The sequence below is a fragment of the Zooshikella ganghwensis DSM 15267 genome (assembly GCF_000428585.1).
Classification (GTDB): Bacteria; Pseudomonadota; Gammaproteobacteria; order Pseudomonadales; family Zooshikellaceae; genus Zooshikella; species Zooshikella ganghwensis.
In genome coordinates this window covers 94,408-108,423 of sequence record NZ_AUAF01000003.1, presented here as the reverse complement: position 1 = coordinate 108,423, position 14,016 = coordinate 94,408, and the positions used below count along the sequence as shown (strand labels likewise).

Below are 14,016 nucleotides of genomic sequence, written 5' to 3'. Positions count from 1 at the left end.
TCACTTGCTTCTACCCGTTCATTTGATAAAAAACGATAAAAAGCTTTAGTGGATGCCCACTCCTCACATATCTCAGGTATGGATTTACCACTTTTTTCGGATAAACAAGCAACAATACTTTTAAAACGAGTTGTCAAACGCTGATCTTTAAATGCACATCCTGACAGCTCTTCATTTAGCCAAGAATCCATTGTTTTTTGCCCAAAAGTCCACTTTTGGCAACTAAAGTGACATAACCTTGTATTCATTGCAAATTTATGGGTAATTAAATGCTATCCTTGGTGGTCAAGAGCGAAGACAACAAACCCTAAAATTGATTCGCGAAGATTATACATAAAGGAATAAACCGCGACGGAGTGCCTCATGTTAGGAAGCGTGCAGGAAAAGCTGAACAGGGTAAGACCACCTCGTGTTAAAATTACCTATGATGTTGAAACAGGTGGAGCCATTGAGCAACGAGAGTTGCCTTTTATCGTGGGTATCTTTGCAGACCTCACAGGAGACCCTGTAGAACCATTACCACCGGTTAAAGTACGTAAGATGGTCGATATTGACCGGGATAACTTTGATCATGTGTTAGCCGCCTCCGCCCCAAGGGTCAAACTGTCAGCGATTGCCAATGAAGTTGACGGGGAAGGAAAGTTATCAGGTGATTTGTTATTAAATCAGATAGAAGACTTTGATCCTTTATCGGTTGTAAAAAAAATACCTAAGTTAAATGAAATATATGAGCAGCGCTGTCGGTTACGAGATATGCAAGCAAAGCTGGAGTCAAGTGATGCATTGACTCAGTTATTAGATGACATGGTCTCTGAATCACCATCTGATGATGCGACTAAAGTCAAGGATGATTTATTAGCGGCATTCAATGGTAAAACCGTAGAAGAGTGGTCGGCTGTAGAAACGAATGACACACTGAATAAATTACTGTCTCGGGATTATATGTTGTTAAATGAGCAACAACGATCCCATGTTTTATTATTATTAGGACAGTTTGTACAAAGTATAGTGTCAGTATTAGATGCAGTAAGTGCTAAGGGCGCATCGACTGCGTTACTGATTGACGATAGTATTGCTAAGTTGGATGATGTACTGGGACGTCAATTAAATCTGATTCTTCACCATCCACCTTTCCAGCAGTTAGAAGCCACTTGGCGGGGTTTATATTACCTTGTTTTACGTACGGAAACAGGTCAATTATTAAAATTAAAAGTACTCAATATCAGTAAGCATGATTTGCTAAAAGACTTGGAAAAAGCGGTAGAGTTTGATCAGAGTGCCATTTTTAAAATGATTTACGAAGCAGAGTATGGCACTTATGGGGGGTACCCTTATAGTTTATTGGTGGGTGACTACGAGTTTGGACGGCATCCTCAGGATATTGAACTATTGATTAAAATGTCGAGCATTGCGGCGGCCGCTCATGCTCCCTTTATTGCAGCAGCAAGTGCCCAGTTGTTTGACCTCGATACGTTTACTGCGCTCGGACGGCCTCGTGATCTTGCTAAAATTTTTGAAAGTGTTGAAATGGATGGTTGGCGAACGTTTAGAGAAACAGAAGACTCTCGCTATGTATCTTTAACGTTACCGAATGTGTTATTGAGATTACCTTATGGTATGGATACACAGCCTGTCGATGGCCTACCTTTTGAAGAAATTGTCTCAAGTAAAAACTATAAAATGTTTTTGTGGGGTAATCCTGCCTATATGTTAGCAGAACGAATTACTAATGCATTCGCTTTATATGGTTGGGTAGCGGCTATTCGAGGAGTAGAAGGTGGTGGTGTAATCAGTGGTTTGCCAACCTATAAATACAAAACAGATGAAGGTGATATCGCTATGATGTGTCCTACCCAGGTAGCGATTACCGATCGTCGAGAAAAAGAATTAAATGACTTAGGGTTTATGGCAATTTGTCATTGTAAAGGATCAAATAAAGCTGCTTTTTTTGGTGGACAAACGACGAATAAACCCAAAAAATATATTTCGGATGAAGCGAATGCAAATGCGCAGATATCCGCTATGTTGCCCTATGTTTTATGTGCATCCCGCTTTGCGCATTTTATTAAAGTGATAATGCGTGACAAAGTGGGCAAATTTATGACGCGGGCTAATGTAGAGCAATTTTTAAATAATTGGATATCTCAATATATTCTACTTGATGATGATGCCTCGCAAGAAGTAAAAGCAGCTTATCCTTTACGTGCTGCGCAGATTCAAGTTACTGATGTACCTGGAAAACCTGGTGCTTATCGAGCAACCGTTTTTATTAAACCTCATTTCCAACTAGAAGAGCTAACGACCTCAATTCGATTGGTCGCGGACTTGCCTGCATAATCTGAGATATACCTTACATCAAGGGTATGTCAGCAGATAGAGATGGTATCAGTGAGGTTTCAATTAAAATAGGAATGATGTCATGGATTTGATTTTATTAGAGCCAGGGAATAAGGAAGTTTTTGGTGGTGATGATAATAGTTGGACAACAGGAGGTAGTTTGATTGACCCTGTTGATCGGGATGAGATATTGAATTTTGGTCAGTGTATTGAATTAGTATCTGTCCATCAGGGGATGAAACAACAAGTCACAACAGATGTGAGTAATTCTGCACGTACATCGGGCAGACCCATTATTACCGAATTTACCTGTGTTAAGTATGTTGATAAAACCTCAGTTAAATTTTACGAATATTGTTTACGTGCAGAACCTCTGGGCAAAGGCACTGACCAACCCACAAAAATTTATATTTGCCGGAATTCAGGGGATAAAACCGCAAATATAATGACCTTCACGATTAGAGATGCCATTATCAGTGAAATACAATTTCAGTCCCATCCAGATGACATGCCAACGGAACAGTTTAAGCTGAATTTTACCGAAATATTGTGGGACTTTACTGTGCAAAATGCGGATACAACCCGAGCAGGTAAAAAGTCTTCTGGATGGAGTTTGGCTCGCAACAGGGTTATTGGTCAGTTTACAAGTTAATATACCCAATACGAATGGTTTTTAGGTGTGGCTATGGAGTGACGAAGCCCCATGAGCTTATATTAATAGGTGATTGGGGTGTGGAGTGAAGATAACAAAACCTAGAAATTATTCGTGAAGGGTATACAAATAATATAATAAAGGAAATAAACGCAACACATGCGTTATTTATTAGAAAGACTGGACGTATTGGGAGAACTTAGCAAAGAAGATGTTTTGGAACTGGTCGTTGAAAATATAACACGTTTACTGAGTGTTGTACCTGTAACAGTGAAAACATCGGTTAATGCTCCAATCGATATTTTACATTTGGGGCTACCTTCGGTGGCGGATTTAGCCACAAACCATCGCAGTCAGTTACAGGTAATAGCGGATCGTATAAAAAAAATAATTTTAACGTTTGAGCCACGTTTACAAGATGTCGAAATTAGTTTAACGGACCAAAGTGACCCATTAAATCCGTTTACGATTTGCATAAATGCACAGCTTGTTTGGCAGTCTCAAACTATTCCAGTGCAGTTTTCTTTGCCTGCCAGTGCACTCAAGGGGGAGTAGCATGAGTTGGGGGGATTCGCACCCGCTGGCTGATTATTTCTATCGTGAAATACAGCATTTGCGGCGTGATGGAGTTGAGTTTGCAAAAGCGCACCCTGAATATGCACAAGCACTTGGCCTAAGTGCGGGTGTATCAGCAGATCCTCATGTGGAAATGTTATTACAAGGGGTTGCGTATTTAACAGGGCGATTGAATTATCGACTGGATGTTGATCGTAACCTATTGCCTGCCGTTATATTAGATCAGTTATATCCTCATTTAGTCTCTCCTTTACCTGCTATGGTGATGGCTCAGGTTAATATTCAACCTGATGGCGCCAATTTTCGAGCAGGATGGCAATTGGCTCGTGGTAGAAATGTCTTTATTGAAACTGAACAGCGGCGAGGGGATCAAGTTCGTTGTCGTTTCCAAGTGGCGTGTGATACCCCTTTATGGCCACTGGCTATTAAGCAAATCAACTGGTCTCCTTTGGCGGGTTTACCAGCTGAAGTTATTACGGCAGATGTCGTAGGTGGTGTACATGTTACCTTTGTCAATATGGGCGAAGATCCAGTTCAGACACTGCCGCTTTCACAATTACGTTTTTATTTAGCAGGAAATACAACTCAGCAGTTTAAGCTTTATGAGCTATTGCATGAGCATATTGTATCGATATGGATAAAAGTGAATGAAGAGAGTTCATGGCGTAAATTATCAGCAGCATCGTTAGTAGGCTGTGGTTTTTCAGATGAAGAGGCATTGTTGTTAGATGAGCCAACGTCTTTTTCGGGGTATCGCTTATTGCAAGAGTATTTTGCTTTTCCTGAGCGCTTTTTATTATTCGATATTAAAGGCTTGGAGTTAGCCGGTGCCACTGACCAGTTTCAATTATTACTATTGAGTGACACAGTATTACCAGAGCAGCTGCATTTAACGGAAGAATCGCTGAAGCTAAACTGTGTACCTTTGGTGAATTTATTTAAACAACACTTGGATCCATTGCGAATGGATCATCATCATTACGAGTATCGGCTGGTAGCTGATTATTCCCATCATTCTTACTGTGAAGTGGTTAAACCAATTCATCTGGAAGCATTTCGCCCTGGACAGCCGGTCCGTAAAGTAGAGTCTTATTTTGAGCTGAGTGATATTTGGCAAGTAGAAGACGATGATTACTTTTATCTTTGTCGGCGAGAGCTAAGTCAACGACCCGATATTCCAGGTACTGAGTTATGGATTAGCTTATTAGATCCAAGTTTATCATTGACCAACCCTGTGGCGGATACCCTAAGTGGATCAGTGTGGAGTACCAATCGGACTTTACCAGAGCAGCTTCGACAGGGGGATGCATTACAGTTGGAAGGGGCAGGACCGGTTAATCACCTTACGTTATTGATGTCACCCACAGCTTACCATCCACCACCACTGTTAAGTCAGACACCTTGGTTACTTCTGGCCCAGGTGAATAACCTGCACTTATCTTTGCATGATAGCGAATCATTGTTAGCCAATCTTTGTCAGCTATTGCTGTTACATGGCGGAATGCGAGGGGAAGCTAACCGTAAGCAGATAACCAGCATTCAAAGTATTAAGGGTAAATCCGCTGTACAGAGGATGGGAAACGAGTTATGGCGGGGATTTTGTCAAGGGATAGAGCTGACCATGACCGTTAATGAAACCCAGTTTGGTCAAGGCAGTCCCTTGTTATTGGGTGAGATATTGCAGCATGTACTTGCCCGTTATGTGAGCAGCAATCATTTTGTGTCATTAGTGTTACACAGTAAGCAACGGAAAGGCCTATGGAAACGCTGGCCAGCTCAGGTTGGCGAACAACTCATCCTCTAGTGTCACTGTGGCAGCAACAGCCTCTGCTGATTAATTTCTATCAGTTAGTAAGGTTGCTCACTTGGCAAGGAGGAGTGCATGACGAGAAACCAGCCGATGAAAAAGAAAAGCATCATAGCCTTTACTTTTCAGGGGGCTATTCACCGGCTTTTCCAGCCAGTGAAATTGAGTTTATTAAGCCGCGCACTGAACAGCCAGGCTGGCATATTCGAGTCAACAACTTTAGCTTGGCTGGCAGCCATGGGCCGCTACCAAACTTATTTTGGGATGCCATTTGGCGACGGCAGCTCCAGGGACATCAGGTTACCAGTGATTTTCTTGATCTGCTGCAACAACGCTTGCACTGGTTACGCTGGGCGGTTAAATCGCACTGTGTACCCGGGTTAAATAACCTACCTCCCGTGCAGTCAACAGTAGGGAAAAGTCTCGCAAGATTGGCTGGCTGGTGTGATGTAAAACTGGTGAAAGGGCTAGCAGCACGGCAACTGCTTGGTTTGGCTGGCCTGCGGTTAATGCAACGCAGTAACCCTGACAGTTGGCGACGAATAATCGCTGCTTTGGTGAAGGCGCCCGTATCAATACAGCCCCTGCATGGCTGCTGGCTGACAATACCTGCCAATGAGCGCTTATATATGGGGCAGACATTAACAGCAAACAGTTTTATTGGCCGGTATTACTGGCGTCAGCAGGGGGCTATTCAGCTGGAAATTGGGCCACTGCCATACACTCATTTCTGTCGTCTGCTACCGGGTGAGCAAGGTAATGAAACGTTACGACACTGGTTACTGGTATTGACAGGCGGTGGGCTAAATTGTTGGCTGGTACTCTCTCTGGCTGAAGATACTGCACCAGACAGTACACTCTCTCACCCACAGCAGCAGCCACTGTTTCATGGGCTGCGCCTCAGTCATACCGCCTGGCTAGCAGCTTCATCGTTGAAGAAAAAACGAGATCGAAACAAGCCTCAAACCAAGGCAATGGTGCCATCACGATTCTGGTTATACCAAGTGGATAATAAGTGTGATGGTGATGAAGGTTGAGACTAGATGATGGTTGATAGTCATAGCAGGGAGGCATCATGAGCACAATTGGACAAACACAACTGCAGCAGCATGGCTATCAAGAGGTGGTCCTATATTGGGCCGTTAAGCTGCAAAGTGGTGAGTGGGTTGGGGATGAAACATTGCGCTTGGTGCAGTTGCAAGGCCAGGAAAAGGTCGGTGACTTATTCCAGTTTCAGCTTAGCTTGCGAGGAAACACTGATGCCAGTGGCTCCACCTTGACCTTTGACGCCTTACTGGGGCAACCGATAACCATCGGCATTGTTTATCCGAAGCTGGGTTCCACTCCACAAGATTTTAAAGCGGCCCTGGCGGGCTCGTCAGTACCAGGTATGGTCTTACGCAGTGGCATTGTTGCTAGTATGGCTATGGAGCAACCTGGTAGTTATCAGCTGGTCATGCGCCCTTCACTCTGGCAGTTAACGTTAACCAATCGCTATCAAATCTATCCTCAACTGTCTCTACGAGATGTCATCGCGAAGGTGCTCAAACAATTTGGTATTACGTATTCCATGATGGGTATTACCGGAAGAAGTAATCCTGCATTAACCAGGGTTCAGGATTGGTTTCAAGCGGGGGAGACAGCCTTAGCTTTTATTCAGCGAATTATCAGAAAGGCACATATTTTCTTCTATTACCAGCACCAGCCTTGGGTGGATGAGGTTATTTTCAGCAATAGCACTGACTATCCATGGGCTTTACCTGAGCAGCCCAAATTACGCTATACCTATAACCACTTGCCAGCACAGCATGAAGATGATGTTGTAACCCATTACCATTATCAGCAGCACATGGTATCCAGTAGTGTCGCGGCTACGCAAACTCGCCAGCAGGCTGCCTGGGAGGCAGATACCGTCGCCAATACACAGTCCTATCAAGGTAAGAGTGACACGGCTGAGGGAACCCTACCGTTTTACGTTTATAAAATCTATCAATATGGATGCAGTGATCAAGAAGCTCAGCATGAGGCCGATACCCAGCAGCAAATGATTAACGCTTCTGCCACGGAGTTTTCTGGAGGTAGCCAGAGTCCCGCCCTGCAAGCAGGTTATAAATTTTCTTTGGCTGATCAGCAGGGTGAAAGTCACACCCCTAATCCCATTCAGCCCTCCCTGGCGGGACAAACCTTTGTTATTACAGAAGTCTCTCACCAAGTGAGTATTGATGGGCAGTATCAAAATACCTTCAAAGCAACTGAGCCGCAGGGGTTAATTACGGCATTTTCCATTCAAGAAACACATCAGGGCAGTGTGTTGGCGACAGTGGTTGACCATGGTGGCGGTGGTTCAGAAGTCAGTGCGGGAGAGTGGAAATACTATGCACCTGCAGTCTTTGATCTGGAATTACAGCAATGTCGAGACCGAAACAGTGCTGACTCGGTGCTGCAAGCTAAAGGGGTCTTTGTGCAGTTCAGCGTACAAGGCACTCAGTCAGAACCCTGTTGGGTCAAGCTGGCCGCTCATATGCAAAATATTCCAGAAGTGGGGGCTACGGTGGTCGTGACGCGGGCCAATGATGACTCTGAGCTGCCTGAAATTCAAAGTATTGTACAAAACAATGGCACTAAAGTGGTGACCCCCTCTGGTTGGACTGCATCCACTCATGTTGGCAGTCAATACAGCACTCAATATGGTGACAGTCAAAGTATTCGCTTTGGCAAGTTATCGCAGGTTTGTTTGAGTGAAGCGATTGGTATTGTTCAGGAAGCCTATGATTCGGGGCAGTACCGGGATAGCAGCTACTCACAGGGAGCCAGCTTCAGTTACGCTACGGCAGAAGAGGGTAAACAGGGTTTACTGAGTAGAAGCAAGTCGTGGGGCTGTACTTACAGTGAGCATTATGGCCAAAAAAGCTGGAGTCATAGTGAGATAGATAGCTCTTACAGTGAACAGCTGATGGTGGATACCGAAAGTCACAGCACCATTCAAAATAAGTCTTTGAGTTACAGCACTATAGGTGAAACGGAACAGCATAGTGAAATACTTAAAGACACCCATAGTTACTCTACCGTCAAAGGGTTGAGTTACAGTGAGTCAACCTTGGGATCTGTCGAATCTAAAAGTACGATCAAAGAAGATAATATACAGGACTCGTTGATTAAAGGTGACTCCATCAGCACTCACCAAGTGGATGGCCTGAGTGACTCAACACAGACCATGAACCAGGTCAGTAGCTCAATGACCGCCAGTACCCAGTCCAGTACCTCCGCTATTGGTACCACAACCAGTGCTAATGTCATTGGCAGTGCAACCCAAGGCACTGTGACGGGGGTCAGTATGACGTCTTCAGCCATAGGTCTCACCTACAGCGCCAATGTGGTGGGGAGTATTACTGCGGTTAACACCACAGGGGTCAGTGTCAGTGAAACGACAGTAGGGAGTAACGTGGCAACCAATATCACTGGGGCCAGTGTAAATACCTCCGTGGTAGGGGCGAGCACAAATACCAATGTCATTGGCAGTAGTACGGATGTAGGTGTCACAGGGACTTCAACGCGAGTGAGTGTGGTAGGGGAAAGCACACAAGTGAATGTGACGGGGGTGAGTAATGATGTCAGTGTGGTGACATCGTCTAATAGTGTTTCAGTTAAGGATACCATTGCTGTTGTTGATGTGGTGGCGAGTGGTGTGCGTTTTCAGACCAGCCCAGACTTGGTGAAAACAGAAATTATTGGTACCGAAATTTCGCTGTTGTCGGCGATAAAACTGATTATGTGAGTGATGATGTTATGCAAGTCATTAAGCCTCATTCATTAAGCTTGCTGCATAAACCGCTGCGCATTCAGCAACAGGATCAGTGGGTATTGGCAGTCATCGGTTTTTTTCCACTGCTTACGCCATGCATACATTTTTTATCTGAACAACAAGGGTGGCCTAACTGGCTTAAACATCTGCCTAAGCAGTGCCCTCCTGATGAGCTACTGACTAAACCTGTAGGAGAGTGGTTACTCATGGGGCATGCTTATGCGCCTAATAACCCTGTTACAGATTTAGTTGTGGGGGTTCAGGTCGGCCCCCTGGTGAAGAACCTTCGAGTTCTGGGTGACCGACAATGGCATTACAACCTGGCAGGGCAAGTAGTATTTACTGAGCCGAACCTTTTTCAACGGCAGTCACTTGACTATACCCATAGCTTCGGTGGCAAAGCTTATAAAGATAATCCATTAGGGATTGGTTTTATGGCTGCTTCGCAATCACGCTGGAAAGGACCTGCTCAAGGTAAGCTGCCTAATATTGAAGACCCTGATACACCAGTGACCAAACCCTGGGAGCATTATGAACCTGTGTCTTATGCACCACTTGATTTAAGCTGGCCGCAACGACAACGTTGGGCGGGTAGCTACGATCAACAATGGGTAAAGCAGAACTTCCCGGGTTTAGCTGCCAACGCAGACCCACGTTTAGGGAGTCGTGCACCAGTAGATCAGCAGTTAAAGCAAGGTTTCTGGCAAGGAGGTGAGTCATTCAGGTTAGCGAATCTACATCCATCACTTTCGGTCATTGAAGGGAAGCTACCAGCATTTCGGGTACGGAGTTGGGTACGGCAGCAGGCTCAGGATACTGCAAGCAGCGAAATTCATGAACTTGCCATGAACCTGGATACGATTTGGTTTATTCCTGATGCAGGCCTAGGCGTTGCAGTTTATCGAGGGACTTGCCGGCTAAATCACCCTGATACTGAAGATATTAAGCAGGTTTTACTGGCCTATGAGCATACTGATGAGCCTGTTCGCCCTTATCAACATTATCAGCCGCTGCTGGAAACGGCCGGACAAAGCCTTGAAGAGCAAGTGTGCCGGAGAATGAATGAGTCATTGTTAGTGCCCTCAGTGCTAGATGTCCCGAGCTTACCGTACAGCACAGACTCGAGGCCTGATAATAACCCGCCAGAATCTACAACAGCCAAGGCTGATAAGCGCAAGGCGGCCATGCAGAACTATGTTCAGCAGTTAGTGGGTGGGCCACTTAATACCTCAGCTCTGCCAAAGGTAAGCGCTTCTGCTACGGGGGAGCATGACGCAGATGCCATTACTTCTGGCGTTGATACCGCGTCGTTAACTATAACGCCCCCCAGCTGGAAAGCTGTGCAACAAGGTAAACAAGACTTGTATCAGTGGCTAAAACAAACCCGTGCTATGGCGGGAAGTTTTAAGGCACAAGCCAAGCAACAACAACAGCGTGCCCATGCTGCTTTAACATCATTGAAAGAGGTGAGTGCAGACCAACAAAGCACTGAACCTGCTAAGCCCCGTAAAGCTTCTATATCGTCTATTCATAAAGTGAGTCATGCAGCCGCAGCCACCATTGATCAGGCTCAGTTAGCACAGTGGCAGCAGCAAACGGAGCAGGGCCAATATCAGGCAAGGCTTCACTCTCCTACAGCTATCGTGGGTGATGATCAGATAGATCCGCAAAGTAAACGTCAACTTATTGTTAATCACTTACGCCAAACTCGCTCTCTAAAGGGGATGGATTGTGCCGGGGTAGACTTACGAGGGCTTGATTTACAGGGTATTGATGCACAGCAAGCCTTGTTCGAGAACTGTAACCTACAGGGCGTGAATTGTGCGGGAGGTAATTTTCAAGGTGCTGTGTTTACAGGGGCCTGTCTTGCACAGGCAAACTTCAGGGGCAGCCAGTTACAGCATGCAAACCTGTCTCAGGTAAATGCCCAGGACACTTGCTTTGAGGGCGTAGTATTTGACCATGGACTGGCAGAGCAGGCTGACTTTAGCGGAGCAGACTGTAGCAAGGTACAAGCCAGACATTGGCGCGCCCGTGCATTGCTTTGTCCAAACAGCCAGTGGCAGGCATCGGTGTTAGTGGATGTATTACTACTTGGGGCAAATGGCACTGCATCCTTGTGGCAGCAGAGTCAATGGCATCAGGTTATTGCTTATCAGGCTGAGTTTAATCAGGTTGACTGGCAGCAGACACGCTTTTCCAGGTGTGTGCTCATGGGCATTAAGGCCAAAAACGCAAATTGTCAGCAAGCCCATTGGCAGCAGGTATTTTGTGGCAGTGCAACATGTAATGGCTGGCAAGGTACTGGTTTTCAGGCCTATCAGTGCAGTTGGCGCGAAAGCCCTTTAAGGGGGAGTCAGCTGAAACAGGCACAGTTTGCTTATTGTGACTTTAGCCAGTGTGATTTATCCCAATGTCAGGCCAATGACAGCCATTGGTATCGCTGCTTATTTGGACATACTCAGCTACAAAAAAGTGAGTTTGCTCGTGCTAACTTTTTGCAAAGCCGTTGCCGAGGAAGTCGGTGGTATCAGTGTGAGCTAAGCAATGCCAGCCTGGTCCAAGTAGATTTTACCCATGCCAAGCTGGAAGACTGCTCAGTAACAGATGTGTATCGCTAGCGTTCAAGTGCTACGCTCAAATAAGGATTAAATGCACTATTCATTTAAATGATTAAGCCTTAAGGGAATAAGTAGAGTGAAAGCGCATGGACAATGATGCCTCCCAGCCGAGTATTGAACAGTGTGTTCAACTTGGCTTGCCTATCAAGCAGCGTTGTTTTGATGGACAAACGGTGTTTAATCGTAAATGGGAACAGCTGACCTTTATTCAGTGCTCATTTCGTGGCTGTCTGTGGGTTGACTGTAAGCTGGATAAGTCGGTTTTTATTGAATGTGATTTTACTGAGTCTCGATGGCAGTCAGTGTCGCTGCTCCATGTTAGCTTTGTTCGCAGTTTATTGCCTGCCGCTGTTTTCTGTACAGAGACTTACCACGGCGTGAGTTTTTCCGAATGCGACTTACAGTTGAGCTGTTGGGCTGAAAGCCTATGGCGGCGCTGTGTGTGGCTTAAATGCAAGCTGCAAGGCAGCCAGTGGTTGCAGGCAACACTGGTGCAGTCCTGTCTGGTGGACTGTGAACTAAGGGCCGCTGATTTTAGAAATACCATGTTGCAGCAGACCGCTATGTTAGCAGTACCCTGGCAAACCATGACTATCCAGGGGATGCAGGCAAACCAGTCAGTGTTAAAACAAGGTGACTGGCAGGGTTGTGACTTGCAGGGGGTGAGTCTCCAGCAATGTAATTTGCAAGAGGGAAACTTTTGCCAAGTGAATGCTTCTGGTGCTGACTTAACTGAAGCTAATTTGAGTTTCAGTCAGTGGCAGCTAGCGAATTGTAAAGGCGTCACTGCACCGCGTTCATTATGGCTAAATGCCCAGTTACAGGAAGTCGATTTTTCTGAAGTAACGATGGAAAGTGCCGTCTTTCAAAAAGCTGATTTGGGTGCTTGTGGGTTTATGCATAGCAACTTAGAAAAAACCTGTTGGCGATTTGCCAGTGTTAATAGGGTTGATTTTCGAGGTGCTAACTGCAGTTATGCGGACTTTTCTCATGCAGTGTTAGCGGATAATCACTGGTTGGGTACCGTGTTAGATCATAGCCACATTCATAACACTGAAGGGGACTTAACCGCTTGGCATCGCGCAACCTATGTGCAAACAACGGATGACAAGCTACTTGATGCTGAGCGCCCCATTCTTCATTGGGAAAAAAATTGACCAAAAGCCAATGGATTAGTTTTTAAGCATAAGGAGTATGCAATGACAGCACTTACTTCTCAGGTCCAAATGGTACCTGAAGATCCGGTTTGGCAGTTGCAGTGTTTTCAGGTGATTCAGCAGGAGCGGGAAGGCTCCTGGCGTTTAGCTGATGGGCGACGGGTTAAACAAGCGGTAAGTTGTTTAGTCACCCCGCAAGTAGGGGATCATGTGCTGGTGGCAATGGCCCAGGATGGCAGCCAAAGCCGAGCCGATAGTTTTATTGTGCATATTTTGCAGCGGGAGCGTTGCGACTCAGTGCAATTGAATGTGCCTGGAGCAATACAAGTTCAGTGGCAACAGGAGCAGATTGCACTTTTGGCGAAAAGCAAACTGACACTTTTTGCAGCACAGCAAGTGGATTTGGGCAGTTTAGAGCAGCTATTGATTCAAGGAAAGCACCAGGTTTATACCGCTTGGGAGACAGCCGTCAGCCATGTTCAGCATTTTGTCCAGCAAGTAGACAGTTATACCTTAACGGCGAAACACTTACTGAAGCTACATGGAGAGTATCAATTGCTGACGGCGGATAAGGAAATCAAAGCCGATGCGGATCGAATTATGATGGGGTAAATCAAAAGGAAGCAGAGGGTGTTTGCCAATAACAATTTAAGTGTAATGAATTTTGCATTTCCTGATGTTTGCTATGAACCAGCGCCAGGACCTGTTCCATTTCCGTAGTTAAATATTGCGTTTTCTTCAACCCATGTACCCAGTCAATATCAACTGTTTTTTGGGACAGGGCTTGCTGAAAACCTGTTAACTACAGGTACGGTAAGTACGGGAGATGAGGCGGGGGTCGAGTTAGGTATGGTGTCTGGGATGATTATTGGGCCAGACCAGTACTTAATGGGCAGCACCAAAACCTATGTGGGGGTGGTGCCTGCTACGCGGCTAACCAGCTTAACAGGTCAGAATGGTTATATTTCTAATGCTATTGGCTTATCACTGACACCTGGTCAAGTAAAAGTCTTGCTATTGAGCTAGATTCACGGGCAGGTTTGAGATGAAAGATCCAGTTTGGC

Annotated in this window: 11 protein-coding genes; 10 read left to right on the top strand and 1 reads right to left on the bottom strand. The window is 45.5% G+C overall.

Annotated elements, in window-relative coordinates; translation table 11 throughout:
* The coding region (locus F607_RS0101575) for an IS4/Tn5 family transposase DNA-binding protein (protein WP_027706632.1) at positions 1–191 on the bottom strand (191 nt) is incomplete at its 3' end.
* Positions 192–363: 172 nt separating this feature from the next.
* Here F607_RS0101575 and tssC point away from each other — a divergent pair.
* The 10 genes from tssC to F607_RS27695 all read left to right on the top strand — a co-directional run bounded on the left by tssC (position 364) and on the right by F607_RS27695 (position 13,978).
* Positions 364–2,337 (top strand): type VI secretion system contractile sheath large subunit, encoded by a 1,974-nt coding sequence (gene tssC / locus F607_RS0101570; RefSeq protein WP_027706631.1) that lies wholly within the window; start codon positions 364–366, stop codon positions 2,335–2,337.
* Between the two features lie 82 nt (positions 2,338–2,419).
* Positions 2,420–2,989 (top strand): Hcp family type VI secretion system effector, encoded by a 570-nt coding sequence (locus tag F607_RS0101565; protein WP_027706630.1) that lies wholly within the window; start codon positions 2,420–2,422, stop codon positions 2,987–2,989.
* 159 nt (positions 2,990–3,148) lie between these two features.
* Positions 3,149–3,544 (top strand): GPW/gp25 family protein, encoded by a 396-nt coding sequence (locus F607_RS0101560; protein WP_027706629.1) that lies wholly within the window; start codon positions 3,149–3,151, stop codon positions 3,542–3,544.
* Between the two features lies 1 nt (position 3,545).
* Entirely contained in the window at positions 3,546–5,369 is a 1,824-nt protein-coding gene (gene tssF / locus F607_RS0101555; RefSeq protein ID WP_027706628.1) for a type VI secretion system baseplate subunit TssF, read from the top strand.
* Positions 5,324–6,409 (top strand): type VI secretion system baseplate subunit TssG, encoded by a 1,086-nt coding sequence (gene tssG / locus F607_RS0101550; protein ID WP_038289561.1) that lies wholly within the window; start codon positions 5,324–5,326, stop codon positions 6,407–6,409. The genes tssF and tssG overlap by 46 nt, the downstream gene beginning before the upstream one ends.
* Before the next feature lie 38 nt (positions 6,410–6,447).
* Positions 6,448–9,147 (top strand): contractile injection system protein, VgrG/Pvc8 family, encoded by a 2,700-nt coding sequence (locus tag F607_RS0101545; RefSeq protein WP_027706626.1) that lies wholly within the window; start codon positions 6,448–6,450, stop codon positions 9,145–9,147.
* Positions 9,144–11,795, top strand: coding sequence for a DUF2169 family type VI secretion system accessory protein (locus tag F607_RS0101540; RefSeq protein ID WP_027706625.1), 2,652 nt, complete (start codon positions 9,144–9,146; stop codon positions 11,793–11,795). The genes F607_RS0101545 and F607_RS0101540 overlap by 4 nt, the downstream gene beginning before the upstream one ends.
* Before the next feature lie 86 nt (positions 11,796–11,881).
* Entirely contained in the window at positions 11,882–12,952 is a 1,071-nt protein-coding gene (locus F607_RS0101535) for a pentapeptide repeat-containing protein (RefSeq protein WP_027706624.1), read from the top strand.
* Positions 12,953–12,994: 42 nt separating this feature from the next.
* Positions 12,995–13,564: a DUF3540 domain-containing protein gene (locus tag F607_RS0101530; RefSeq protein WP_027706623.1), complete on the top strand. Its 570-nt coding sequence runs from the start codon at positions 12,995–12,997 to the stop codon at positions 13,562–13,564.
* A 114-nt stretch (positions 13,565–13,678) separates the two neighbouring features.
* Positions 13,679–13,978, top strand: a complete 300-nt coding sequence (locus tag F607_RS27695) for a PAAR-like domain-containing protein (RefSeq protein ID WP_211233582.1) — start codon at positions 13,679–13,681, stop codon at positions 13,976–13,978.
* Positions 13,979–14,016 lie beyond the last annotated feature (38 nt).

Bases quoted from the DNA above. Each gene is read 5' to 3' on its own strand.
- tssF (WP_027706628.1), top strand. From the start codon at position 3,546: ATGAGTTGGGGGGATTCGCACCCGCTGGCTGATTATTTCTATCGTGAA.
- tssC (WP_027706631.1), top strand. From the start codon at position 364: ATGTTAGGAAGCGTGCAGGAAAAGCTGAACAGGGTAAGACCACCTCGT.
- F607_RS0101545 (WP_027706626.1), top strand. From the start codon at position 6,448: ATGAGCACAATTGGACAAACACAACTGCAGCAGCATGGCTATCAAGAG.
- F607_RS0101535 (WP_027706624.1), top strand. From the start codon at position 11,882: ATGGACAATGATGCCTCCCAGCCGAGTATTGAACAGTGTGTTCAACTT.
- F607_RS0101560 (WP_027706629.1), top strand. From the start codon at position 3,149: ATGCGTTATTTATTAGAAAGACTGGACGTATTGGGAGAACTTAGCAAA.
- F607_RS0101565 (WP_027706630.1), top strand. From the start codon at position 2,420: ATGGATTTGATTTTATTAGAGCCAGGGAATAAGGAAGTTTTTGGTGGT.
- tssG (WP_038289561.1), top strand. From the start codon at position 5,324: ATGGAAACGCTGGCCAGCTCAGGTTGGCGAACAACTCATCCTCTAGTG.
- F607_RS0101530 (WP_027706623.1), top strand. From the start codon at position 12,995: ATGACAGCACTTACTTCTCAGGTCCAAATGGTACCTGAAGATCCGGTT.